The 23,988-nt window shown below is 62.4% G+C and carries 23 protein-coding genes; 16 read left to right on the forward strand and 7 right to left on the reverse strand.

Going from position 1 to position 23,988, the window contains the following annotated elements; genetic code table 11:
• The first annotated feature begins 40 nt into the window (after window positions 1-40).
• A complete protein-coding gene (locus OUZ30_RS08205) occupies window positions 41-1,048 on the forward strand; it encodes a sodium:calcium antiporter (protein WP_266181740.1) in 1,008 nt (335 codons plus the stop codon).
• Window positions 1,049-1,104: 56 nt separating this feature from the next.
• Here the strand turns inward: OUZ30_RS08205 and OUZ30_RS08210 are convergent, their stop codons facing one another.
• Window positions 1,105-1,800, reverse strand: coding sequence for a 2OG-Fe(II) oxygenase (locus OUZ30_RS08210; RefSeq protein ID WP_266181741.1), 696 nt, complete (start codon window positions 1,798-1,800; stop codon window positions 1,105-1,107).
• 212 nt (window positions 1,801-2,012) lie between these two features.
• Here OUZ30_RS08210 and carA point away from each other — a divergent pair, with 212 nt between their 5' ends.
• Genes carA through greA form a run of 3 tightly spaced genes read left to right on the forward strand, consistent with a single transcriptional unit; the run spans window position 2,013 to window position 6,842 of the window.
• A complete protein-coding gene (carA, locus tag OUZ30_RS08215; protein ID WP_266181742.1) occupies window positions 2,013-3,140 on the forward strand; it encodes a glutamine-hydrolyzing carbamoyl-phosphate synthase small subunit in 1,128 nt (375 codons plus the stop codon).
• A 1-nt stretch (window position 3,141) separates the two neighbouring features.
• Window positions 3,142-6,369: a carbamoyl-phosphate synthase large subunit gene (gene carB, locus OUZ30_RS08220; protein WP_266181743.1), complete on the forward strand. Its 3,228-nt coding sequence runs from the start codon at window positions 3,142-3,144 to the stop codon at window positions 6,367-6,369.
• On the forward strand, window positions 6,366-6,842 hold the full coding sequence (gene greA, locus OUZ30_RS08225; protein WP_266181744.1) for a transcription elongation factor GreA: 477 nt from the start codon (window positions 6,366-6,368) through the stop codon (window positions 6,840-6,842). Before carB ends, greA begins: the two co-directional genes overlap by 4 nt.
• A gap of 76 nt (window positions 6,843-6,918) precedes the next feature.
• Here greA and OUZ30_RS08230 read toward each other — a convergent pair whose 3' ends face one another.
• Window positions 6,919-7,695, reverse strand: a complete 777-nt coding sequence (locus OUZ30_RS08230) for a CPBP family intramembrane glutamic endopeptidase (protein WP_266181745.1) — start codon at window positions 7,693-7,695, stop codon at window positions 6,919-6,921.
• A 68-nt stretch (window positions 7,696-7,763) separates the two neighbouring features.
• Between OUZ30_RS08230 and OUZ30_RS08235 the strand changes: the two genes are divergently transcribed.
• Window positions 7,764-8,411 (forward strand): TetR/AcrR family transcriptional regulator, encoded by a 648-nt coding sequence (locus tag OUZ30_RS08235; protein WP_266181746.1) that lies wholly within the window; start codon window positions 7,764-7,766, stop codon window positions 8,409-8,411.
• A gap of 59 nt (window positions 8,412-8,470) precedes the next feature.
• Here the strand turns inward: OUZ30_RS08235 and ykgO are convergent, their stop codons facing one another.
• The 4 genes from ykgO to OUZ30_RS08255 form a co-directional block, all read right to left on the reverse strand.
• Entirely contained in the window at window positions 8,471-8,596 is a 126-nt protein-coding gene (gene ykgO, locus OUZ30_RS08240; protein WP_029213509.1) for a type B 50S ribosomal protein L36, read from the reverse strand.
• Window positions 8,597-8,676: 80 nt separating this feature from the next.
• A complete protein-coding gene (locus OUZ30_RS08245; protein WP_266181747.1) occupies window positions 8,677-9,573 on the reverse strand; it encodes a LysR family transcriptional regulator in 897 nt (298 codons plus the stop codon).
• Between the two features lie 238 nt (window positions 9,574-9,811).
• Window positions 9,812-11,830, reverse strand: coding sequence for an NADPH-dependent 2,4-dienoyl-CoA reductase (locus OUZ30_RS08250; RefSeq protein WP_266181748.1), 2,019 nt, complete (start codon window positions 11,828-11,830; stop codon window positions 9,812-9,814).
• A 336-nt stretch (window positions 11,831-12,166) separates the two neighbouring features.
• Window positions 12,167-12,424, reverse strand: coding sequence for an acyl-CoA-binding protein (locus OUZ30_RS08255; RefSeq protein ID WP_266181749.1), 258 nt, complete (start codon window positions 12,422-12,424; stop codon window positions 12,167-12,169).
• Between the two features lie 116 nt (window positions 12,425-12,540).
• Here OUZ30_RS08255 and cmk point away from each other — a divergent pair, with 116 nt between their 5' ends.
• The 11 genes from cmk (at window position 12,541) to OUZ30_RS08310 (ending at window position 22,922) form a co-directional block, all read left to right on the forward strand.
• The gene (gene cmk, locus OUZ30_RS08260) at window positions 12,541-13,221 is read left to right on the forward strand and encodes a (d)CMP kinase (protein ID WP_266181750.1); all 681 of its coding nucleotides are present in this window, start codon (window positions 12,541-12,543) and stop codon (window positions 13,219-13,221) included.
• A 164-nt stretch (window positions 13,222-13,385) separates the two neighbouring features.
• Window positions 13,386-15,059, forward strand: coding sequence for a 30S ribosomal protein S1 (rpsA, locus tag OUZ30_RS08265; protein ID WP_266181751.1), 1,674 nt, complete (start codon window positions 13,386-13,388; stop codon window positions 15,057-15,059).
• Window positions 15,060-15,134: 75 nt separating this feature from the next.
• Window positions 15,135-15,422: an integration host factor subunit beta gene (locus tag OUZ30_RS08270; RefSeq protein ID WP_266181752.1), complete on the forward strand. Its 288-nt coding sequence runs from the start codon at window positions 15,135-15,137 to the stop codon at window positions 15,420-15,422.
• A 181-nt stretch (window positions 15,423-15,603) separates the two neighbouring features.
• The gene (locus OUZ30_RS08275; protein WP_266181753.1) at window positions 15,604-15,870 is read left to right on the forward strand and encodes a lipopolysaccharide assembly protein LapA domain-containing protein; all 267 of its coding nucleotides are present in this window, start codon (window positions 15,604-15,606) and stop codon (window positions 15,868-15,870) included.
• Window positions 15,867-17,042: a lipopolysaccharide assembly protein LapB gene (gene lapB, locus OUZ30_RS08280; protein ID WP_266181754.1), complete on the forward strand. Its 1,176-nt coding sequence runs from the start codon at window positions 15,867-15,869 to the stop codon at window positions 17,040-17,042. The genes OUZ30_RS08275 and lapB overlap by 4 nt, the downstream gene beginning before the upstream one ends.
• A gap of 7 nt (window positions 17,043-17,049) precedes the next feature.
• Window positions 17,050-18,078, forward strand: coding sequence for an MraY family glycosyltransferase (locus tag OUZ30_RS08285; RefSeq protein WP_266181755.1), 1,029 nt, complete (start codon window positions 17,050-17,052; stop codon window positions 18,076-18,078).
• Window positions 18,068-19,963, forward strand: coding sequence for a polysaccharide biosynthesis protein (locus tag OUZ30_RS08290; RefSeq protein ID WP_266181756.1), 1,896 nt, complete (start codon window positions 18,068-18,070; stop codon window positions 19,961-19,963). The genes OUZ30_RS08285 and OUZ30_RS08290 overlap by 11 nt, the downstream gene beginning before the upstream one ends.
• Complete coding sequence (gene galU / locus OUZ30_RS08295) at window positions 19,964-20,836, forward strand: UTP--glucose-1-phosphate uridylyltransferase GalU (protein ID WP_266181757.1); 873 nt, start codon at window positions 19,964-19,966, stop codon at window positions 20,834-20,836.
• Between the two features lie 155 nt (window positions 20,837-20,991).
• Window positions 20,992-21,195, forward strand: coding sequence for a hypothetical protein (locus OUZ30_RS08300; RefSeq protein WP_266181758.1), 204 nt, complete (start codon window positions 20,992-20,994; stop codon window positions 21,193-21,195).
• An 84-nt stretch (window positions 21,196-21,279) separates the two neighbouring features.
• Entirely contained in the window at window positions 21,280-22,569 is a 1,290-nt protein-coding gene (locus tag OUZ30_RS08305) for an NAD(P)/FAD-dependent oxidoreductase (protein WP_266181759.1), read from the forward strand.
• Window positions 22,566-22,922 carry a tRNA-binding protein gene (locus tag OUZ30_RS08310; protein WP_266181760.1) on the forward strand — a complete coding sequence of 119 codons (357 nt, stop codon included), beginning with the start codon at window positions 22,566-22,568 and terminating at the stop codon, window positions 22,920-22,922. The genes OUZ30_RS08305 and OUZ30_RS08310 overlap by 4 nt, the downstream gene beginning before the upstream one ends.
• An 18-nt stretch (window positions 22,923-22,940) precedes the next feature.
• Here OUZ30_RS08310 and OUZ30_RS08315 read toward each other — a convergent pair whose 3' ends face one another.
• Window positions 22,941-23,888, reverse strand: a complete 948-nt coding sequence (locus OUZ30_RS08315; RefSeq protein ID WP_266181761.1) for an MBL fold metallo-hydrolase — start codon at window positions 23,886-23,888, stop codon at window positions 22,941-22,943.
• Window positions 23,889-23,988: the final 100 nt, after the last annotated feature.

The raw sequence follows: 23,988 nt of genomic DNA on the forward strand, positions 1-23,988 counted from the left end.
GCGCCAATGGTTTTCCGCTCGCCCGGCCATGGAAACAAGCATGCTTACAGCGTTGTTATTCCTGCTTTCGGCCGGTGCGATCTATGTTGCCTGCGAATTCTTCGTCAATGGCGTGGAATGGTTCGGGCACAAGCTCAAACTTGGTGCAACGGCTACCGGCACCGTGCTGGCGGCCTTCGGCACAGCGTTGCCGGAGAGCGCCGTGACCTTCGTCGCCGTGATACTGGGGCGCACGCCGGAGCAGAGGGACATTGGTGTGGGTGCGGCGCTCGGCGGGCCGCTGGTGCTGGCCACGATCGCCTATGCCGTCGTGGGTGTAGCGCTGTGGATGAATCGCCGCAAGCTGCAGCGCGTGGATGCCCTGGTTCGAGTCGAGCATGGTCGCCTGGCGCGGGATCAGTCGTGGTTCCTTGGGATCTTCGTGGTCAAGTGCGGGCTGGGCCTGGTCGCCTTTGCGCTCAAGCCCTGGCTGGGCGTGTTGTTCCTCGCCGCCTATGCGCTGTACGTGTGGCGCGAGCTGAAGGACGACAGCACGGCGCCGGAAGAGGAGGAGCTCGAGCCGTTGAAGTTCCGCCCAAAAGCCGTCGATCCCGCGTTGTCGTGGGTCATCCTGCAGACCACGCTGGCGTTGCTGGTGATCGCGTTTGCTTCGCACACCTTCGTGAAACAGATCGAGACCATAGGTATCGCCTTACAGCTATCGCCGCACCTGGTCGCCCTGGTGCTGAGCCCGGTGGCCACCGAGTTGCCGGAAACGATGAACGCGCTGATCTGGGTGCGGCAGGGCAAGGAGCGGCTCGCCTTGGCGAATATCTCCGGCGCCATGATGATCCAGGCGACGATTCCGAGCGCGTTGGCGATCTTCGCGACGCCATGGCTGTTCGATGCGCCCTTGATGGTCGCCGGCCTGCTGACCGGTATCGCCGTGGTGTACCTGTGGTGGCTGTTCCGCAAAGGGCGCGTGGATGCGCGCTGGCTACTGCCCGTGGCAGCGCTCTATGGCGTTTTCGCCGTCTACGTCGCCTGGTATTTCAGCAGCAAGCTCTGATTTGGCCCTGCCACGCTGTCGCGTGAAGCTCGCTAGGCGCTCTGATCTGGCTTGCTTCAGTCACGATGCGAGGCGTTGCGGTCACGACCGGCACCCAGCTTGCGGTCGAGCGAACCAAAGATCTTCTTGAAGGTGCGTGCGAACTTGCCTCGCTTGGTCTTGCGCAGCTTTTCCTCTTCGCTGGTGAGCCAGGTCACCTGGATCACCCGGCGCTCGCCTTCGAAGGGGAGATGGCCGTGGAAGGAGTTGTCGCAACGCTTGAACACGGCGAACTCACCGTAAAGCGGCTTCAGCTCGGGGGCCAGCACGCTGTCGATGTTGTCGATGCTGCCGAGAAAACGCAGGCAGCCATCACTGGTGTCCGGCCACATGGGGTTGAGATAGAGCAAGGCCGTCGCCACTTTGGACGTGCTGTCCGTGTGGATGGTGCCGTGGCGCTTGTTGAGCGACCGGCACAGCGTGACCAGGGTGGGAAACTGGCCGAGATTCGGGATGCCCAGGCGCTGGCCGACGGCGCTGGCAAAGTCGCCCGAGCTCAGGCGCTGTACCAGGGCATTGACTGAAGGGCCGCAATCGCTGGAATCGTAAGGAAAGAAGCCGGCACTCGTGTAGCGCGGAAAATCGCGCTCCAGGTCGCCGCGCGCCTCGTCCGGCAGCTGCCCGTGGGCGATCAGGAACGGGAACGGCTCCAACCGAATATCCGTGTCTGGTCGGTCAAGGCGGGCGGGATCGAGCAGCACGGCTGAATTCATCGAGATCGGTCTTTGGCTTGGCGGCGCTAGTTTAGCGCCCGGATCGAGCGTTGATAGGCCTTGTCGGGGCGCTTTGTTCAGCTGTTTTTGGTGGACAGAAAAGGCTCTTGCACCTATCATTTTAACCCGCCCTACGACTTTCCTTGATCAAGGTCCACAAGCCTGCAAAGTGCGGCTTGCGGACTTTGCTGCACCTAAAAGGCGGAATTCCCATGCCTATCCCCGCTCTGCTTGCCCTCGAAGACGGCAGCGTGTTTCACGGCTACGCCGTGGGCGCGACTGGTGAGACCGTTGGTGAGGTGGTTTTCAACACCGCCATGACCGGCTACCAGGAGATCCTCACCGATCCCTCGTACGCCAAACAGATCGTCACCCTCACGTATCCCCATATCGGCAACACGGGCGTCAATCTCGAAGATGCCGAATCCAATACCGTGCATGCCGCTGGCCTGATCGTGCGCGATGTTCCGCGTCGACACAGCAACTGGCGCAGCAGCGAAAGCCTGCCTGATTACCTGCAACGCCATGGCATCGTCGCCATTGCAGGCATCGACACGCGCCGGCTCACCCGCATCCTGCGCGACAAGGGTGCGCTCTCCGGCTGCATCGTTGCCGGCGAGCAGGTCGACGTGGACGCCGCACTGGCCAAGGCGCGTGCTTTCCCGGGCCTCAACGGCATGGACCTGGCCAAGGTTGTCAGCGTCGGCGAGTCCTATACGTGGAACGAAGGCGTTTACGACCTCGACAACAAGGCATTCAATCAGCCATCCAAACGCTTCAAGGTCGTGGCATACGACTTTGGCGTGAAGCACAACATCCTGCGCCTGCTGGCCGAGCAGGGTTGCGACCTCACGGTCGTGCCTGCACAGACGCCGGCGACCGACGTGTTGGCGATGAAGCCCGATGGTGTGTTCCTGTCCAATGGCCCTGGCGATCCGGCTGCCTGCGACTACGCGGTCGAGGCGACGCGCGAGTTCCTCGACGCGAAGATCCCGCTGTTCGGCATCTGCCTGGGCCATCAGATCATGGGCCTTGCCGTTGGCGCCAAGACGCTGAAGATGAAGTTCGGCCATCACGGCGCGAACCATCCGGTGAAGGACATCGACGATAGTCGCGTGCTGATCACCTCGCAGAACCACGGCTTCGCGGTCGATCCGGCCACGCTGCCGGCGAACGTGCGCGTGACTCATGTCTCGCTGTTCGACGGTTCGCTACAGGGCTTCGCGTTCACCGATCGTCCCGCGTTCTGCTTCCAGGGTCATCCCGAAGCTAGTCCAGGCCCGCACGACATGCGCTACCTCTTTGATCGTTTTGCTGCACTGATGCAGGAGGCCCGCTGAGATGGCTAAGCGTACCGATATCAAGAGCATCCTCATCATCGGCGCAGGCCCGATCGTCATCGGTCAGGCGTGCGAGTTCGATTACTCCGGCGCGCAGGCATGCAAGGCGCTGAAGGAAGAGGGTTACCGCGTCATCCTGGTGAACTCCAATCCCGCCACGATCATGACCGACCCGGAGACGGCGGATGCCGTCTACATCGAGCCGATCAACTGGCAGACGGTGGAGCGCATCATCGCCAAGGAGCGCCCGGATGCGGTGCTGCCGACGATGGGGGGCCAGACCGGTCTCAACTGCGCGCTGGATCTTGCCGACCACGGCGTGCTCGAGAAGTACAACGTCGAGCTGATCGGCGCCTCGCGCGAAGCCATCCGCATGGCCGAGGACCGCGAGCTGTTCCGCGTCGCCATGGCCGAGATCGGCCTGGAGTGCCCGAAGGCCGAGGTCGTGCGCACGTTCGAGCAGGCGCTGGAGACGCAGGTCAAGGTGGGCTATCCGACCATCATCCGTCCCAGCTTCACGCTCGGCGGTTCCGGTGGTGGCATTGCCTACAACCGCGAAGAGTTCGAGGAGATCGTCAAGCGCGGTCTCGAGCTCTCGCCGGTGGGCGAAGTGCTGGTCGAGGAATCCGTGCTCGGCTGGAAGGAATTCGAGATGGAAGTGGTCCGCGACAAGGCGGATAACTGCATCATCGTGTGCTCGATCGAGAACCTCGATCCGATGGGCGTGCATACCGGCGACTCGATCACGGTCGCGCCGGCGCAGACGCTCACCGACAAGGAATACCAGCGCCTGCGCGACGCTTCGATTGCGGTGCTGCGCAAGATCGGCGTGGATACCGGCGGCTCCAACGTGCAGTTCGGCATCAATGCCGAGAACGGCCGCGTGGTGGTGATCGAGATGAACCCGCGTGTGTCGCGTTCTTCGGCGCTGGCCTCCAAGGCCACTGGGTTCCCGATCGCCAAGATCGCCGCCAAGCTGGCCGTGGGTTACACGCTGGACGAGCTCAAGAACGACATTACCGGCGGCCTCACGCCGGCCTCGTTCGAGCCGACCATCGACTACGTGGTCACCAAGATCCCGCGCTTCGCGTTCGAGAAGTTCCCCTCGGCCGATGCCCGTCTCACCACTCAGATGAAGTCGGTGGGCGAAGTGATGGCGATGGGCCGCACCTTCCATGAGTCGCTGCAGAAAGCCTTGCGCGGCTTGGAGATCGGCAAGACCGGTCTCAATCCGACCGGCCTGGATCTCACCACGGAAGATGGCTTGGCCGTGCTCAAGCGCGAGCTACGCGAGCCGCGTCCGGATCGTGTGTTCCATCTCGCCGATGCGTTCCGTGCCGGGCTGTCGCTGGAAGAGGTGTACCACCTCAGCCGCGTCGACCCTTGGTTCCTCGCTGCCTTCGAAGACATCGTGCTGACCGAGGGCGAGGTGAAGACGCAGGGGCTCACCGCGCTCGACGCGCCGCGCATGCGTGAACTGAAGCGCATGGGCTTCTCCGACGCGCGCGTGGCCGAGCTGACCAGTACCGACGAAGCCGCCGTGCGTCACCTGCGCCATACGCTCGGCGTGCGCCCGGTGTACAAGCGCGTCGACTCCTGCGCCGCCGAGTTCGCGACGACGACCGCGTACATGTACTCGACCTACGAGGAAGAGTGCGAAGCCGCGCCGACGAATCGCGACAAGATCATCGTGCTCGGTGGCGGCCCGAACCGTATCGGCCAGGGCATCGAATTCGATTACTGCTGCGTGCACGCTGCGCTGGCGCTGCGCGAGGACGGGTTCGAGACCATCATGGTCAACTGCAACCCGGAGACAGTATCCACCGACTACGACACCTCCGATCGCTTGTACTTCGAGCCGCTGACCCTGGAAGATGTGCTGGAAATCGTCTATCTGGAGAAGCCGAAGGGCGTGATCGTGCAGTACGGCGGCCAGACGCCGCTGAAGCTGGCGCGCGCGCTGGAGGCAGCTGGCGTACCGGTGATTGGTACCTCGCCTGATTCGATCGACCTGGCCGAGGACCGCGAGCGCTTCCAGCAGATGATCGTCAAGCTGGGCTTGATTCAGCCGCCGAATCGCACCGCCCGCACCGCGGACGAAGCGCTGGCGCTGGCCCGCGAAATCGGCTATCCGCTGGTGGTGCGCCCGAGCTACGTGCTGGGCGGCCGCGCCATGGAAGTGGTCTATGACGATGCCGACCTGTCGCGCTATATCCGTGAGGCGGTGCAGGTATCCAATGACTCGCCGGTGCTCTTGGATCGCTTCCTCGACCATGCCGTCGAGGTCGACGTCGACATCATTGCCGATGCCGAAGGCAACGTGCTGATCGGCGGCATCATGGAGCATATCGAAGAGGCCGGCGTGCATTCGGGTGACTCCTCCTGCTCGCTGCCGCCGTATTCGCTGTCGGCCGAGGTGCAGGACGAGATGCGCCGCCAGGTCGCGGCAATGGCGAAGGAGCTGAAGGTCATCGGCCTGATGAATACGCAGTTCGCGATCCAGGGCGATACCGTGTTCATCCTGGAAGTGAATCCGCGTGCCTCGCGCACGGTGCCGTTCGTGTCCAAGGCCACCGGCGTGCCGCTGGCCAAGATCGCGGCGCGCGCCATGGCTGGCAAGTCGCTGGTGGCACAGGGCACCACGCGTGAAGTCATCCCGGCCTACTACTCGGTCAAGGAGGCGATCTTCCCGTTCCTGAAGTTCCAGAACGTCGATCCCATCCTCGGCCCCGAGATGCGTTCCACCGGCGAAGTGATGGGCGTGGGTCGCAGCTTCGGTGCGGCGTTTGCGCGCGGTCACGACGCGGCCGGCATCAAGACGCCGCCGAAGGGCAAGGTGTTCGTGTCGGTGCGCGATGCCGACAAGGATCGCCTGCTGCCGATCGCGCGCGAGGTGCTGGAGCGCGGTTTCAGCCTGGTCGCGACCGAAGGCACGGCCGCCTACCTCGACAAGCACGGTGTGGCCTGCGAGCGCATCAACAAGGTCATCGAAGGTCGCCCGCATATCGTCGACCTGATCAAGAACGGCGAAATCGTCTATATCGTCAACACGACCGAGGGCAAGCAGGCGATCGCCGACTCGTTCTCGATCCGGCGCGAGGCTCTGCAGCGGCGCGTCACGTACTCCACCACGGTGGCAGGCGCTCGCGCGCTGGTGCACTCGTTGGATTATCACGGCGATGACCAGGTCAACAGCCTGCAGGAACTGCATGAGGAATTGAAGGCATGAGTCGAGCTCCCATCACCAAGACGGGATCAGAGCGTCTTCGCAGCGAGCTGGAAAAACTGAAGTTCACCGATCGGCCGCGCATCATTGCGGCGATCGCCGAGGCGCGCGCCCACGGCGACCTGAAGGAGAACGCCGAGTACCACGCGGCGCGTGAACAGCAGAGCTTTGCCGAAGGTCGAATCGCCGAACTGGAAGCGGCGCTTTCGACGGCGGAAGTGATCGACGTCAGCCGTCTTACTGCGGGCAATCGCGTGGTATTCGGGGCGACTGTCGATCTGGAAGACGAGGATAGCGGTGATGCCGTGACCTACCAGATCGTTGGCGACCTCGAAGCCGACATCAAGCAGCGTCTGATCGCAGTGTCATCGCCGATCGCGCGTGCGTTGATCGGCAAGAGCTCCGGCGACAGCTTCGAGTTCAAGGCGCCCAATGGTGTGAAACGCTACGAAATCATCGGCGTGCGTTACCTGTAAGCGCATAGGCGAGACCATCAAGGCCTCTCTCCAGCAGGAAGGAGGCTTTTTTTTGGGGCCCCTTAATGCCTTTCGCTTACGACTCGCACTTGCAGCCCGCGATCAGCGCGGCGGCTTCTTCAGGCGCATCGAGCGTAGGGCGGTATATCGCCAGCACCTGCAGATCGGCCAGGACGTGCAGAACGATTGGCAACGCGAGAGTGCCGCTAAGTATCGCCAGCATGCCCAGGGCCAGGCCGGCCACGGTTGTCCTGCACACGCCGGCCCAACCTTGATAGAGGTGACCGAGGCCGAAAGCGATCGAGCTCACCAGCCAGGCGAACACGATATTCATGTGCGGACCGCCGTCCAGGTGGCCGCGCAGGTATTGGAGCAAGAAGCCGCGGAACAGGATCTCTTCGCAGATGCCTGCGGTAAGGCTTACAAGTGCCCACCAGTAGCGTTCCCTGGGTGATACCGGTGCAAGAAAGCGTAGCGAGCGCATCGCTCTGCTGTATTTCGGTCGCGCTCGATGGTTGAGCATCGCATGCAGGCCGGGCCATAGGCCTAGCGCAAAGTAAGCGGCGGTGAGGGCGGCGGCGAGCGCGTAGATCCATGGTTGGCGCTCAAACCAGGCTGGTTCACCTGGATTTCTGGGCACGTCCCATAGCCCTGCATGCCCGGAGCAGACGATCACCACGGCTGTAACTAGCAACGTTCCTGCGACGATGCGGCGATAGTGGATCAAACGTCCGTCGGCGCTACTGTGTTGCTTGAGCCGCCGGGTAAAAGGCACATCGACGAAGGGCAGCACAAACACGAGTGCGAAGGCGCAGATATCCTGGGCGAGCCCGAGGTAGGCCTGGGTAGACATTGCCTTTCCTTGAGAGTAAATGTAAATTCACATTTACATATTGTCGTCGGCTTGTCCATAGGTACGTGATGCCCAAGACCCCGCCAGCACTTGAACCCAAACAGCAGCGCAGCCGCGAAACCCTTGAGCGGCTGCTGATGGCGACCATCAAGGTGCTGGATGAGGAGGGTTTGGAGGCCGCGGTCGTGCCGAAGATCGCGGCGCTGGCCGAGGTATCGCCAGCCAGCATCTATCGTCGTTTCGAGGACAAGGATGCGCTGTTGCGCGCGGCCTTCCTGCATATGTTGCGCAAGAGCAACGAGACGAACCGCGGGCGTCTCGAGAAGGCCTTGCTGCGCAAGACGCTGGAAGCGACCACAGCGCAATTGATGACTTTATTGTTCGATCAATACCAGCGCCACCCGCGTCTGCTGCGGGCGCTTTCGCGATTCATGGATGCCGATGCCGATAGCGATTTCGGGCGCGAGGCGCGACTGCATATCGCTGGAAACATCAGCCTGCTGGTGGACGTATTGTTGGTCTTCCGCGACGAAGTGGGCCATCGCTTTCCACGCCGCGCATTGCAGTTCGCGATCCTGTCGGCGCTGAGTTCGATGGAAGTCCACACGCTTGAGCCGGCGTCGCTATGGCACACCGTGTTGCCGCTGTCCGACAAGGAGCTGAAGGCCGAACTTGCGCGCGGATTCGTCGCGTATCTGCGCTCGTCGCAACCATGACGCAGCCAATAAAAAAGGCCGCTTGCGCGGCCTTTTCGTCACTCATCGCTGCTGAAAGATCAGCGCTGACGAGCCTTGAAACGCGGATTGCTCTTGCAGATCACGAACACTTTGCCGCGACGGCGCACAACCTTGCAGTCACGGTGCCGCGACTTGGCGGACTTCAAAGAGGAAAGCACCTTCACGGCCAGCTCCTGAAACTATAGAAAGAAAAAATACAAGAACGGAATTGTAACTGGCGGATTCGCTTGATACAAGTCTCACCCTACTGCGGTTCAGTCATGGCGCTGAGAAAGCGCCTGACCACCGGCGAGGGATTGTCCGCTCGGCTTGCCAGGGCCAGCAGCATATAGGCATCCGGATCTTCCAGGCGCAGGTAGCTGACGCCGGCCAGGCTCACCGACTTCATGGAAGCCGGCACCAACGCCAGCCCCATCCCGGCCGCCACCAGTACCAGCAGGCCGTTGATCTGCTGCGCGTGCTGGCGGATCAACGGGTGGAAGTTGGACTTGGCGGCGATCCGGGTCAGGCTGTCGAACAGCGTGGCGGCGAGTTCGCGCGGCTGCACGACAAAGGCCTCCATCGCCACTTCGCGCAGCCAGATGCTTTCTTTCTGCGCCAAGGGATGCCCGGAGGGCAGGGCGAGCAACAAGGGCTCGTGGTCAATCACGTCCAGGCGCAGGTCCTTGGCCATGCTTTCGTGCCCCGGCACGTCCCGCACGAAGCCTACGTCGAGGTCGCCGGATAGCAGGGCCGCATACTGCGCCTCCGTGTACATCTCGCTGAGTATCAGCCGCACCTGGGGCGCGAAGCGGCGATAGCGCAGCAGCGTCTGTGGCAGGGCGGGGTGGAAGGTTACGGACACGGTGTAGGCCAGGCGCAGCTTGCCACTGAACCCGGTGGCGGCGTCGGCCATCTGGATGCGGGCCTCTTCGGCCTTGTCGAGGATCTGGCGGGCCTGGTCCAGAAACAGTTTTCCGGGCTCGGTAAGCGCCACGTGCCGCTTGGTCCGCTCCAGCAGGCGCACCCCTAAATCCGCCTCAAGTGCCTGGATTTGTTGCGAAAGTGGTGGCTGCGAGATGTGCAGGCGCTGAGCCGCACGGGTGAAGCTGAGTTCCTCGGCCACGGTGACGAAGTAGCGAAGCTGACGAAAGTCGAACATATATATGGATATCGAATAAGTGACGGCCTAAATATATATTTGTTTCTATAACCTGTCGTTCGTATTATTGCCTCCGTCGCGCCACCGTCCCCTCCCCCCAGGTGGCGCCGACCCTCGCCCCGCGGCGACGCTATCCCCCCGATATCTGGTCTTCCTCCCCCCTGACCCATATCGTTGCGTCGCTTAGCGGGGCGCTTTCTTTTCCAGACACGCCCGGCCTTGGCCGGGCGTTGTCGTTTCAGAGCGTGGCAGCCAGGCGGGTGCCCTGGTCGATCGCCCGCTTCGCGTCGAGCTCAGCGGCCACGTCGGCGCCGCCGATGATGTGGGTCTTGATGCCGGCCGCGATCAGGGCGTCGGCCAGCGCGCGGTTCGGCTCCTGACCGGCGCAGATCACCACGTTGTCCGCAGGCAGCACCTGCGGCTTGCCGTCGACCGTGATGTGCAGACCTTGCTCATCGAATCGCTCGTAGGTCACGCCGCCGAGCATGCTCACGCGCTTGGCCTTGAGAGTGGCACGATGGACCCAGCCGGTAGTTTTGTTGAGGCGAGCGCCAGGGCGTCCTTCGCTGCGCTGAAGCAACCACACCTGGCGGGCGGGTGCTTCAGGCTGCGGCGGGGTGAGGCCGCCGCGGGTATCGAGCTGGGTGTCGACACCCCATTGGCGAGTCCAGCGAGCGACATCCAGGGCAGGCGACGGCGTGTGCTCGACCAGGAATTCCGCCACGTCGAAGCCGATGCCGCCGGCGCCAATGATGACTGCGCGCGGCCCCACTGGCTTGCCGCGAGCCAGTACGTCCAGATAGCTCAGCACGCGGGCGTCGTCGCTGCCGGGGAAGTTGACACGGCGCGGCGTGATGCCGGTTGCCACCACCACTTCGTCATAGCCGGCAGCGGCCAGCGAGGCGGCATCGGCGGCCTGGCCCAGCTGCAGTTCCACGCCAGCATCCTCCAGCCGATGGCGGAAATAGCGCAAAGTCTCGTGGAATTCTTCCTTGCCAGGAATCCGCTTGGCGACATTGAACTGGCCACCGATTTCGTTGGCCTGATCGAGCAGGGTGACCTGGTGGCCACGCTCCGCCAGCGTGCTGGCGCAGGCGAGGCCGGCGGGGCCTGCGCCCACTACGGCAACCCGTTTGCGTGTCGTCGCCGGCGTGATCTGCAGTTCGGTTTCGTGGCAGGCGCGGGGATTGACCAGGCAACTGGCGCGGCGATTCTGGAATACGTGGTCCAGGCACGCCTGGTTGCACGCGATGCAGGTGTTGATGCGATCGCTGCGTCCGGTCTTCGCCTTGTTTGCCCAGGCGGGGTCCGCCAGCAGCGGACGCGCCATCGACACCATGTCGGCTTCGCCGGTGGCGAGAATCCGCTCGGCCACGTCAGGCATGTTGATTCGATTGGTGGTGATCAGCGGGATCGCCACTTCACCCTTGAGCTTCCTGGTGACCCAGGCAAAGCCGGCGCGCGGCACGCTGGTGACGATGGTGGGTACCCGCGCTTCATGCCAGCCGATACCGGTGTTGATGATGCTGGCACCGGCCGCCTCGATGGCTTTGGCGAGGGTCACGATCTCGCTCCAATCCTGGCCGTTTTCCACCAAATCCAGCATCGACAGGCGATAGATGATGATGAAATCGCGGCCCACGGCTTCGCGCGTGCGACGCACGATTTCCACGGGAAAGCGCATGCGTCGCGACGCATCACCGCCCCAGTGGTCGTTGCGTTGATTGGTCCGCGCCACCAGAAACTGATTGATCAAATAGCCTTCTGAACCCATCACCTCGATGCCGTCGTAGCCGGCATCCTGGGCGAGTTTCGCGCAACGCACGAAATCCCTGATGGTGCGTTCGACGCCGCCGCTAGAAAGCGCGCTGGGCGTGAAGGGTGTTATCGGAGACTTGATCTTCGATGGGGCGACCGAGAGCGGGTGATAGCCATAGCGGCCCGCATGCAGGATTTGCATGCACAGCCTGCCGCCTTCGTCCTGCACGGCGCGGGTGAGCTTGCGGTGTCGCGCCACATGCCAGGGCATCGACAGCCGGCCGCCGAAGGGCTTCAGCCAGCCCTGGATGCTGGGTGCGATACCGCCGGTCACCATCAGCCCCACGCCGCCCCGCGCGCGCTCGGCGAAGTAGGCCGCAAGCTTGTCGTAATCGGCGGACTTGTCCTCCAGCCCGGTATGCATCGATCCCATCAGGATGCGATTGGGCAGGGTGGTGTGCCCAAGGTCGAGCGGAGCAAACAAATGGGGATAGTTCATACGGCCCGATGGTTCAAACGGTCGTATGAATGTGCCCGGTCTGGGCGTTTGAAAGCAAGGGCGAGGTTGGAGGTGTGGGTAGTGGGGGCGCCCAAACCAGTCACCTGGGGCAAGCCTGGGGGGGGGGCGGTCGACTACGGCACACTTACGGGAACATCGAAAAATTCGTCATTCCCGCGAAAGCGGGAATCCAGTGCCTTTGTGTTCACTGAGGCAAAAGTCGCTGGATTCCCGCTTTCGCGGGAATGACGGGAAAAGGTCTGGTTTTCGGGGTCCCCTTACGTCAGGTGGCCGGACTTTGCGTCCCGCTACCCATCCCTAGACTGCGCTAACACCTCAGGCCAGCAGCTCCCGCACCAGCGCGATATAACGCCGCTGCGCATCATCCTGCGACGTACCACGGAGCTGCGCCCACGCCTCGTACTTGGCCGTGCCAACGAAATCAAAGAAACCGGGTTGGTTGCTGTGCACGTCGCCTTCCGAGCCCTGTTTGTAGAGCGCGTAGAGCTTGAGCAGCGTGTCGTTGTCAGGTCGCTGACCGAACCGCTGGATATCTTCGGCGGCCTGTTCGAATTCGCGACTGAGATCATTCATGGTTAAAGCTTGCATGGGCCTGGCGGACTATTAGAGAAGCAACTGGGTATCACGCGTTCCATGCGGGACCAACGCGATAGCATAGGCGTTTTCGTCCGTCACCGTCAGGAGTCCCCATGAGCCCATCGTCGTCCGTTCCCATCCTCACCATCGACGGGCCGTCGGGATCGGGCAAGGGGACCATCAGCCGGCTGGTGGCCGATAAGCTGGGCTGGCGGCTGCTGGACTCGGGGGCGCTCTACCGGGCGGTGGGCTATGCAGCGGGCATGGAGGGGCTGGACCTGTCCGACGCCGAAGCAATGACCCGTTGTGCCCAGACCACCAAGATCCGTTTTCAGGCGACGACCGATGGCAGTGATACCCGCGTGCTGGTCAATGGTCATGACGCCACCGATGAACTGCGTACCGAAACAGCGGGTGCGGCGGCCTCGGCGATTGCCTCGATTCCTTCGGTGCGTCAGGCACTTGTCGATATGCAGCTGGGTTTCCGCAAGGCGCCCGGTCTGGTGGCGGATGGCCGTGACATGGGAACGGTGATCTTCCCCGATGCCCCGTTCAAGGTGTTCCTGACTGCAAGTGCGGCCGAACGTGCGAAAAGACGCTATAAGCAGTTGAAGGAAAAGGGGCTAAGCGTTACACTCGCTACCCTTCAGCGCGAGATCGAAGCGCGTGACGCCCGCGATGCATCGCGAACCGTCGCGCCGCTCAAGCCGGCCGCAGATGCGGTTTTTATCGATACCACCGGCATGGGCATCGACATTGTCGTCGCGAAAGTTTTGGCTGTCGCGCGGTCCTGAGGGCTGCCGATAGCCGTTCGTGCCCCTACCGCGGTTGGGGTTTTGGTCAACGGTGCCAACGGAGCCATCCGAAGGACACCCATAACCGGTGGGCCGAATGTCCGTGCGCTTTTCTTCCGACGGCGCGCACAGGACCACGGCCTTTTATCATTTCTGGAATCAACATGACTGAAAGTTTTGCCGAACTGTTTGAACAGAGCCAACAGGCTATCTCCAAGCTGAAGCCGGGCGCGATTGTCACGGGTATCGTTGTGGAAATCCGCAACGACGTCGTCGTGATCAACGCTGGCCTGAAGAGCGAAGGCATCGTCCCGATCGAGCAGTTCAAGGACGAGAGCGGAGAGCTGGAAGTGCAGGTGGGCGACGAGGTGAAGGTTGCCCTCGACGCACTGGAAGACGGTTTCGGCGAGACTAAGCTCTCCCGCGAGAAGGCCAAGCGTTCCATGGTTTGGGACGACCTCGAGCAGGCCTTCGACAAGGAAGAGACCATCACCGGCAAGATCTCCGGCAAGGTCAAGGGCGGTTTCACCGTCGACATCAAGGACGTCCGCGCATTCCTGCCGGGCTCGCTGGTCGACGTGCGTCCGGTCCGCGATCCGGTTTACCTGGAAGGCAAGGACCTCGAGTTCAAGATCATCAAGCTCGACCGCAAGCGCAACAACGTGGTCGTCAGCCGCCGTGCCGTCGTCGAGACCGAGTTCTCCGAGGAGCGCGAGAAGCTGCTTGAGCGCCTGACCGAAGGCGCGGTGGTCAAGGGCACCGTCAAGAACCTCACCGACTACGGCGCGTTCGTGGACCTGGGTGGCATCGACGGCCTGCTGCACATCACCGACATGGCGTGGAAGCGCGTGCGTCATCCGTCCGAAGTCGTCAACGTCGGCGACGAGCTGGACGTCCGCGTGCTGAAGTACGACCGCGAGCGCAACCGCGTGTCGCTGGGTCTGAAGCAGCTGGGTGACGATCCGTGGGTCGCCATCGCCCGCCGCTACCCGGTCGGCAGCCGCCTGTTCGGCAAGGTCTCCAACGTCACCGATTACGGTTGCTTCGTTGAGATCGAGCCGGGCGTCGAAGGCCTCGTGCACGTTTCCGAAATGGATTGGACCAACAAGAACGTCAACCCGGCCAAGGTGGTTCAGGTCGGTGACGAGACCGAGGTCATGGTCCTGGACGTGGATGAAGAGCGTCGCCGCATCTCGCTGGGTATCAAGCAGACCCGCTCGAACCCGTGGGAAGCCTTCGCAGCGATGCACAAGAAGGGCGACAAGGTGTCCGGTCAGATCAAGTCGATCACCGACTTCGGCATCTTCATCGGCCTGGACGGCGGCATCGACGGTCTGGTTCACCTGTCCGACATCTCCTGGCAGGTCACTGGCGAAGAGCTCGTGCGCAACTTCAAGAAGGGCGACGAGATCGAGGCCGTGGTTCTGGCCGTTGATCCGGAGCGCGAGCGCATCTCCCTCGGCATCAAGCAGATGGAGCAGGATCCGTTCGGTCAGTTCATGGCGACCAACCCGCGCGGCACCATCGTCAATGGCACCGTGAAGGAAGTCGATGCCAAGGGTGCTGTGATCGACCTGGGCGAGGGCGTCGAGGGTTACCTCCGCGCCAACGATATCGCCAAGGAGCGCATCGAGGATGCCACGCAGCATCTGAAGGTGGGCGACAAGGTTGAAGCCAAGTTCACCGGCATGGACCGCAAGGGCCGTCAGCTCCAGCTGTCGATCCGCGCCAAGGACGAAGAAGATCTGCACGACGCTATGGCCGAGTACTCGTCCGCCTCCGGTGGCACGACCAAGCTCGGTGCGCTGCTCAAGGAGCAGCTCAACAAGGCTGACTAAGCTTGTAGCAAGCGTAAGTACTGCGGGGCGGCGTTCGGCCGCCCCGTTGGTTCACGTCACGGACATTGGGGACCCATGACCAAATCCGAACTGATCGAGGCGCTGGCGCGGCGTCAGACCCACCTTGCGTTCGCCGACGTAGAGTTGGCGGTCAAAAGCGTGATCGAACAGATGAGCTACGCCCTTTCGAGTGGCGAGCGCATCGAGGTGCGCGGTTTCGGCAGCTTTGCGCTGCACTACCGTCCGCCGCGCATGGGCCGTAACCCCAAGACGGGTGATGCCGTGGCCCTCCCGGGCAAGCATGTGCCGCATTTCAAGCCGGGCAAGGAATTGCGCGAGCGAGTCAATATGGACCTGGATTGATATCCCGTTCGCAGGGACTCACGACAGGTAGATGAAGGCAGGCGGCGTTGAGCCGTTCCTGCCTTCTTTTTGTCTGCGGGCCATCGAGTTCGTGCTGAAAACGATGACGGCCAACAGGGTTCCTGAAGAAGATGTAAGTGCACGCCTGTGACGGTCATGGGCAATCGGGTAAAGTCGCCGCATGCGACTGATCGTGACGTTGATCCTCCTGCTCTTCATTGCCGCCGGCATCGTGCTGGGCGCACTCAACGCTGATCTCATTAGCTATGACCTGGGCTTCACGCGAGTCGAGCTGCCCAAGGGGGCTGCCTTACTGCTAGCCCTGCTGATCGGCTGGCTGCTTGGGGGACTCACCGCCTGGCTCGGGGTCAGCACCAAGCATCGCCGCCTGCGGCGCCGGGCATCGTCTGGCGCTGACAAGGCCAAAACCTCCTCGGCAGGTGCATGAGCGCGCTTCTGTATGTACTCGTCCTGTTGGTACCTGCCGCGTTCGCCAGTGGTTGGTGGACTGCACGTCGGGCCGGCGTAAGGCGTTCCGGCGCCCAGGTCAGTGAGCTCTCTTCCGATTATTTCCGCGGTCTGAACTACCTGCTCAATGAAGAGCAGGACAAGGCGATCGAGGTTTTCCTCAAGCTGGCCGAGTACAACCGCGATACGGTGGAAACGCACCTGGCGCTGGGCAATCTGTTTCGCCGTCGTGGCGAGGTGGATCGCGCGATTCGCCTGCATCAGCATCTGGTATCGCGCCCCGGTCTTTCCGACGCCATGAAGACCGTCGCCTTGCTCGAGCTTGGCGAGGACTATATGCGTGCGGGCTTGCTTGATCGCGCCGAGACTTTGTTCTCCGACCTCGTAGCGATGGACGCGCACGCGCCGTCGGCACTGCGTCATCTGATTGCGATCTACCAGCACGAACGCGACTGGCACAAGGCCATCGAGCATGCGCGCCGGCTGGAGGCGATGACCGGTGAAGACGAGGCCGGCATGATTGCGCAGTTCTACTGCGAGCTAGCCGAGCAGTCACGGCAGCACGGCGCGCGTCAGGAAGCCCGCGAGTATCTGCGGCAAGCTTTCACTTGCCAGGCGGATTGCGTGCGTGCCTTCATGCTTACCGGTCGGCTGTATGCCGAGGAAGGGCAGCACGCGGAGGCGGCCAAGGTCTACGAGCAGGCGGTGGAGGCCGATATCGCCTTCGTGCCCGAAATTCTCCCGCCCCTGCTCAACAGCTACGCGCGCTCCCAGCAAATGGAGCATGCCGAACATTTCCTGCGAGAAATCCTCGAGCGCTATCACGGCATCTCGCCGGTGCTCGCGCTTACCCGCCTGTATCAGCAGCGCGATGGCGAACGGACGGCCATCGAGTTCCTTACCTCGCAGTTGCGCCAGCGCCCCTCAGTGCGCGGCCTGATGGCATTGATCGACGCCACCATGGACAAGATCGAGGGTGAGGCGCGCGAGAACTTCCTGATCCTGCGCGATCTCACCAAGAAGTTGCTCGAGGGGCAGGCCATGTACCGCTGCAGCCGTTGCGGCTTTGGCGCCAAGGCCCATCACTGGCAGTGCCCGAGCTGCAAGAGCTGGAGCACGATTCGTCCGATTCACGGCGTCGCCAACGAATGAGGTCGGCATGACGTTTTCAACGCTGGCGATAGGGATGGTGCTGGCTTCGTTGTTGATCGCCTTGCTGGTGGTGCGCGGCGCCATCGCCTATGCCCGTCGGCGAGGCATGATGGACCTGCCGGGGCAGCGTCGTTCGCACACGACCCCCACGCCTCGTGGCGGCGGTATCGGCATCGTGGTCGCTGCGTTGTTGACCGTGCCGGCCAGCATCTATCTGCTGCCTGAAGCATGGCCTGCGGTGGTCACCCTGGCGCTGGCGCTGTGCACGATCCTGGTCGCTGCGGTGGGCTGGTGGGACGATCACCGCTCCCTGCCGGTCTTGCCTCGCCTGGGCATCCAGCTGCTGTCGTCGGCGCTGTTCGCCTTGGCCTTGGCCGCCACAGGCTTGTCGTGGTGGTGGGTTCCGGTGCTGATGCTGGCGGGAGCGTGGAGCATCAACCTGCACAATTTCATGGATGGCATCGACGGCCTGCTGGCTCAACAGGTGGTCTTTGTCGGCAGCGGCCTGGCTCTGCTGGCATGGGCAGCATCCCAGACGGCCTTGGCGGTTGCTGCGGCATGCGTGGGAGCGGCAGCCCTGGGCTTCTGGTACTACAACCGGCCGCGGGCGCGGATTTTCATGGGAGACGTGGGCAGCGGCACCATGGGGTTTTTGCTGTTTGCCCTTACCGGGCTGCTCTGGCGGGTGGATACGAGCCTGCTATGGCCCGCCGCGATCCTCAGTTCATCTTTTGTAGTAGATGCCAGCCTTACTCTCTTGAGCCGTATGGTGAGTGGCCGTCGTTGGTACACTGCACATCGCGAACACCTTTATCAATGGCTGGTTCGCAGTGGATTCACGCACGCGTCCGGGGGGGCGTGCTATCTGGCCTGGAACGTGTTGGTAGCGGCCCCGTTGGCTGTGCTGGCATGGTCCTGGCCTGAGGGGGCGGCGCTGATTTGCGTGGGTGCGTACCTGGTAGCGATCACTGTATGGATACTCATGAAGCGCCAGTGTTTACGGCGCGTTTTGCACAAGGGCAGTCATGTCGCTTAATAAGCTAATCGGGGTCATTCATCCGCGCACCGCTGTGGTGCTGCATGACCTGTTCATGGCAGCGCTGGCCTGGTGGGTAGCCAAGGCGCTTCGTTACGCCTTGATCGACGATTCGGCGATCAGCTTCCATTTACTCGAGTTTCCGCTGGTGCTGCTGGTGCAGGGCGCGGTGCTGAGCTGGACCGGCTTGTACAAAGGCGTCTGGCGCTTTGCCAGCCTGCCGGATCTCTGGAATATCCTGCGTGCGGCGGTGTTGGGTGCGTTGGCCATTGCGGCGGCCTTGATCCTCTATAACCGCCTGGCTGACGTGCCGCGCTCGGTGCTGCTGCTTTACCCGATGGTTCTTGCCGTCCTGCTAGGAGCGCCTCGACTGGCCTACCGTTACTGGAAGGACAGTCGGGGTGAGCTGTTGCAGGCGAAGCCTCTGCAGCGCGTGCTGATCGTTGGCGCCGACCGCGCTGGCGAGGCATTGTCGCGCGATGTGCAGCGCGACAATGGTTACACGGTAGTGGGCTTTGTCGACGACAAGGAAAGCCTGCGTGGTGCGAGCATCAACGGTCGCCCGGTGCTTGGGCGTATCGATCAGCTGCCCGAACTGGCGCGCGAAGTGGCCGCCCAGATGCTGCTGATCGCCATGCCCGGCGCGTCCACGCAGGAAATGCGCCGCGTGGTCGAGCTTTGCGACCAGAGTGGCCTTCCTTATCGCACCATTCCCAAGCTCGAAGATGTCGTCTCGGGGCGCGCGCATTTCAACGAGATCAAGGAAGTGGCGATCGAGGATCTGCTGGGCCGCGATACGGTCGAGCTGGATTGGACGGCCATTCGCGTCACCCTTACCGATCGGCGCGTGCTCGTGACCGGCGGTGGCGGATCGATTGGTTCGGAACTATGCCGCCAGATTGCGCGCCTTGGAGCACAGTCGCTTTGCGTGGTCGATAACAGCGAGTTCAATCTTTACAAGATCTCGCAGGAATTGCGCGCCGAGTATCCGGAGCTGATCTACGAAAGCATTCTGGCTGACTGCGGCGATACCGCTGCGATGCGCAAGCTCTTTGTCGAATACAAACCGCAAGTGGTGTTCCACGCCGCGGCCTACAAGCATGTGCCGATGTTGCAGGGGCAAGTGCGCGCCGCTTTTCGCAACAACGTGCTGGCCACGCGCAACGTCGCTGACCTGTCCGATCGCCATCAGGTCGAATGCTTCGTCTTGATCTCCACCGATAAGGCGGTCAACCCTACCAGCGTCATGGGTGCCTGCAAGCGCATGGCGGAGATCTGGTGCCAGAATCTCAACGAGCGCTCGAGCACGCATTTCATCACGGTGCGTTTCGGCAATGTGCTGGATTCGGCAGGCTCGGTCGTGCCGCTGTTCCGTCAGCAGATTCGCAATGGCGGCCCGGTGACGATCACGCACCCGGAGATCTCGCGTTACTTCATGACCATTCCCGAGGCTTGCCAGCTCATTCTGCAGGCAGCCAGCCTGGGCAAGGGCGGTGAGATTTTTGCGTTGGACATGGGCGAGCCGATCAAGATCCGCGACCTGGCCGAACAGATGATTCGTCTTGCGGGTCGCAAGCCCGGTACGGAAATACCCATCATCTATACCGGCCTTCGCGCCGGCGAGAAGTTGTTCGAGGAGCTGTTCCATCCGCTGGAGAACTACAGCGAGACGACGCACGCGAAGATTTTCCTCGCGCAGTATCGCCCGGTGAGTTGGGACCTGTTGAACGTACAGATGGCCAAGGCTGCTGAGGCGGTGATGGCTTATGACGAGGACACGCTGCGCCACTGCGTATCCACCCTGTTGCCAACGTTTCGCTGGAGCGATTCGGTGCAGCCGGGCAATGTGGTGTCGCTGCGTCGCAATGAATCAGGAGAGAAGTAAGTGAGCAAGCCTTTGCGCAAGGTGGTTTTCCCCGTTGCCGGCCTCGGCACGCGTTTTCTGCCTGCCACCAAGGTGGTGGCTAAGGAAATGTTGCCCGTGTTGGACCGCCCGCTGATCCAATATGCGGTCGATGAGGCGGTGGATGCCGGCGCCGATACCCTGATCTTTGTGACCAACCGTTACAAACACTCCATCGCCGACTATTTCGACAAGGCCTACGAGCTCGAGGCTAAGTTGCAGGAGAAGGGCAAGGACGAGCTGTTGGCGTTGGTGCAGGGCACCCTGCCCAAGCACGTGCGTGCGATCTTCGTGACGCAGCCCGAAGCGCTCGGGCTCGGTCACGCGGTGCTCTGCGCCAAGCCGGTGGTTGGCGATGAGCCGTTTGGCGTGGTCCTTCCCGACGACCTTATCTGGCACAAGGGCAAGGGCGCGCTGCGTCAGATGGCCGAGCTGGCCGACGCGCAGCAAGCCGGCGTGATTGCCGTCGAAGAAGTGCCGCACAACGACACGGACAAGTACGGCATCGTCGATGCCACTCGTATCGATGAGCGTAGTGCGCAGATCCGCCACATGGTGGAGAAGCCCAAGCCTGCTGACGCGCCGTCCAACCTCGCCGTCGTGGGCCGCTATGTGCTGCCCGGTCGCATTTTCGAATTGCTTGAGCAGACCACGCCAGGCGCCGGTGGCGAGATCCAACTCACTGACGCGATCGAGGCGTTGCTGAAGGAGCAGGGCAAGGTCTTGGCCTATCGCTTCGAAGGCATCCGTTTCGACTGCGGCAACAAGGCCGGCCTGGTGCGCGCCACCATGCATATGGCATTGCAGGATCCCAAGCTCGCACCCGTCGTACGCGAGTTTATTGCCGAGCTCTGATCGCGGTTCTCGGTGACAGCCACCGGCCCTCGGCGGTCGGTGGTGCGCTTGGCCATCTTCTGGGCCTTACGCACAAGTCAATCCACATGCCCCAACGTTGAGCCCTATGCCGGTTTCAGGCGCGTCCGAAAGAGGGTTCGACGGTTGCAACCCGCATGATCGTGATGACCCACCTGGGCATCCGCGTCAGGCGCGCGCTCGACGGCAGTCAGAATGTGTTCGTGCCATCCATTCGCAGCGGCCCGCCGCTGAATGTCATCATCGTTGCCGGGTTCCCCGTAAACGGCCAGACGCGCCACACCAACGCTACCTCAGCGACGTGCAACCGTTTGGACTCAACCCGGTCGAAAAGTCGGTGACCGTGCCATGCGTCATGTCGTGGCCGCGCCAATTGCCTGGGTTATGCTTGCCCGTCTGCAACGAGACAGGAACGCGCACGACGCATGACCCCGTCACCGGCACCTTCTTACTATCGCGCCACCGCAACGCGTTATGAACCCTTCACTCCACTGCAAGGGCGGGCCGATGCACGGGTCGCCATCATTGGTGGCGGCTACGCAGGCCTGCATACAGCGCTTGGGCTAGCCGAACGTGGTGTGCGCGACGTGGTTTTGCTGGAGCGCGAGCAGATTGGATTCGGTGCATCCGGTCGCAATGGCGGCTTCGTATTCGGCGGTTACTCACTCGGCGAACAGACGCTGCTCGACCAACGCGGTGAGGCGAGGGCGCAAGCGCTGTTCAAGCTCACCACGAATGCTGTGGAGCGCATTCGTCAGCAGGTGGCCCGCTATGCCATTCCCTGCGATGCCGTCGACCAGGGCGTGATCTGGGCCAACTGGTTCAGAGACCCTGCCGTGTTGCGCGTACGCCAGGAATTGCTGGCAAGACATTACGGCGTGGAGTGGGATTGGCTGCCCCAGGAGGAGTTGCGTGAACGCATCAGGTCGAAGCGCTATTTCGACGGACTCTACGAGCACAACGCGCTGCATCTGCATCCACTCAACTTCGCGATCGGGCTGGCCGGCGCTGCCGCGGCGCAGGGGGTGCGCATTCACGAACATACGGACGTGTGGAAGCTGCAGCGCGATGGCACCCGCTGGCGCATCGAAACGGCACAAGGCGCGGTTCACGCGGACCAGGTCGTACTCGCCTGTGGCGGTTACCTGGCAGGCCTGCGCCGGCAGGTTGATCGGGCGATCCTGCCCATTGCCACCTACGTGATGGTGACTGAGCCACTGGGTGACCGCCTGGCCGAATGTCTGCACACGCAGTCCGCCATTTACGACACGCGATTCGCTTTCGACTATTACCGGCCGTTGCCCGACACGCGCCTGCTGTGGGGAGGGCGTATTTCCATCCGTGACCGCTCGCCAGGGGCGGTGCAAGCGCTACTCATGCATGACTTGCTGCGAGTCTTCCCCCAACTGAAGGGAACACGCGTCGATTACGCCTGGTCGGGATTGATGAGCTACGCCCGCCACCAGATGCCACAGATAGGCTCGTCAGGTGATGGCCTGTGGTGGGCGCAGGCATTTGGCGGCCATGGCCTCGCACCGACGTGCGCTGCTGGCGACCTCCTGGCTTCGGCCATCACCGAAGGCGATGATCGCTGGAAGGAATTTGCCGATTACGGACTGGCCCGTACGTATCGACCGTTTGGTTATCTCGGCGCGCAGGCGACCTACTGGTGGCAGCAAGGCAGGGACTGGTTCAAGACGAGGCTGGAAGGATGAGTGAAGCAAATACGCCCACCCAGGTTGAAATCAGCTGGGCCGATTTCGAAAAGGTGCTGCTGGTTGTCGGCACGGTCGTCCGCGTGGAACCGTTCCCGGAAGCGCGTAAGCCAGCATGGAAGGTGTGGGTCGATTTCGGCCCCTACGGTGAGAAGAAAACCAGCGCGCAGATCGCCCAGCTTTATGGCGCCGAGGCATTACTGGGCCGACAAATCGTGGGCGTGATCAACCTTCCCGAGAAGCAAATCGGTCCGTTCCGCTCGCAGTTTCTGCTGACCGGTTTCCATACCGACGAAGGCGTCGTGATCACGGCCGTTGAGCGCCCCGTGCCGAACGGTGCGCGACTGGCTTGATCCATCGCGTGCTGCGCGCTATCGGCCACGCTTCTGCGTACTGTCCAGCCAGACGCCCAAGCCCTGCGCATTGAGCTCGATATCCATCCCAAGAATCTCAAGCAGTGCGGCGCGCTTGCCGTGCCAGCCATGAGTGCGGGCGCGAGCGGCATAGAGATCGGTGAGTGCGGACTTCATCAGCTCGTGCCGTTGCATGGCATCGCCGCCGTTCTGTTGCGCGGCATGAGCGATCGCTACCATGGCGTCTATCTGTGTGTGCAAATCGACGGCGAGCCGCTCGACGTCCGTGACGCGACCATAGTGCGTGAGATACATGGCCTCCGGCTTCAGCGCCATGAGTCGATGGATTGATGCATGCAACGCATCGGGGTCGAACTGCACTGGCGACGTGGTGGGTAGGACGAACGACCCCTTCACGGTATCGAACTCGCGATAAGACAGACCAAACGTATCGCCGGTGAAGCAGGCGTTTGCCTGTTCGTCGTAGACGCAAAGATGATGGCGGGCATGTCCTGGCGTATCCAGGCAAAGCAGCTTGCGACCGGCCAGTTCCACGACGTAGCCATCAGGGGCTTCCACCACCCGTTCGGCCGGGATCGGGCGCAACCGTCCGTACGTCGTTTCCATCACCGATTCGCCGTAGACGGCGCTGGCACCCGCCCATAGCTGGCTCGGATCCACCATGTGGCGCGCACCGCGCGGGTGCACCAGCAATTTGGCATGGGGCAGCCGCGCCATCAGCTCGCCGGCGCCGCCGGCGTGATCCAGATGCACATGGGTGAGAATCAACCAATCGACATCGGCGGGGGCCAGCCCTGCATCCTGCAATGCATTGAGCATGCGCGGCACGCCATGATTCGTCCCGCAGTCGATAAAGGCGCCGCGTCCATGTTCAACCATGAGATAGGCCGCATCGAACTGTGGACGTATGAAGCCGGTATCGATCGTGTGAATGCCGTGACTCATGGCAGACCTCGCGCGGGACGGATCACGCGAGATTAGCAAGCTACGCCCAGTGAGGCATCCTCACTTGATCGAGCGGCGGCAAGCAGAACGCCTGCCGTCG

The sequence above is a fragment of the Dyella humicola genome (assembly GCF_026283945.1).
GTDB classification, from domain to species: domain Bacteria; phylum Pseudomonadota; class Gammaproteobacteria; order Xanthomonadales; family Rhodanobacteraceae; genus Dyella; species Dyella humicola.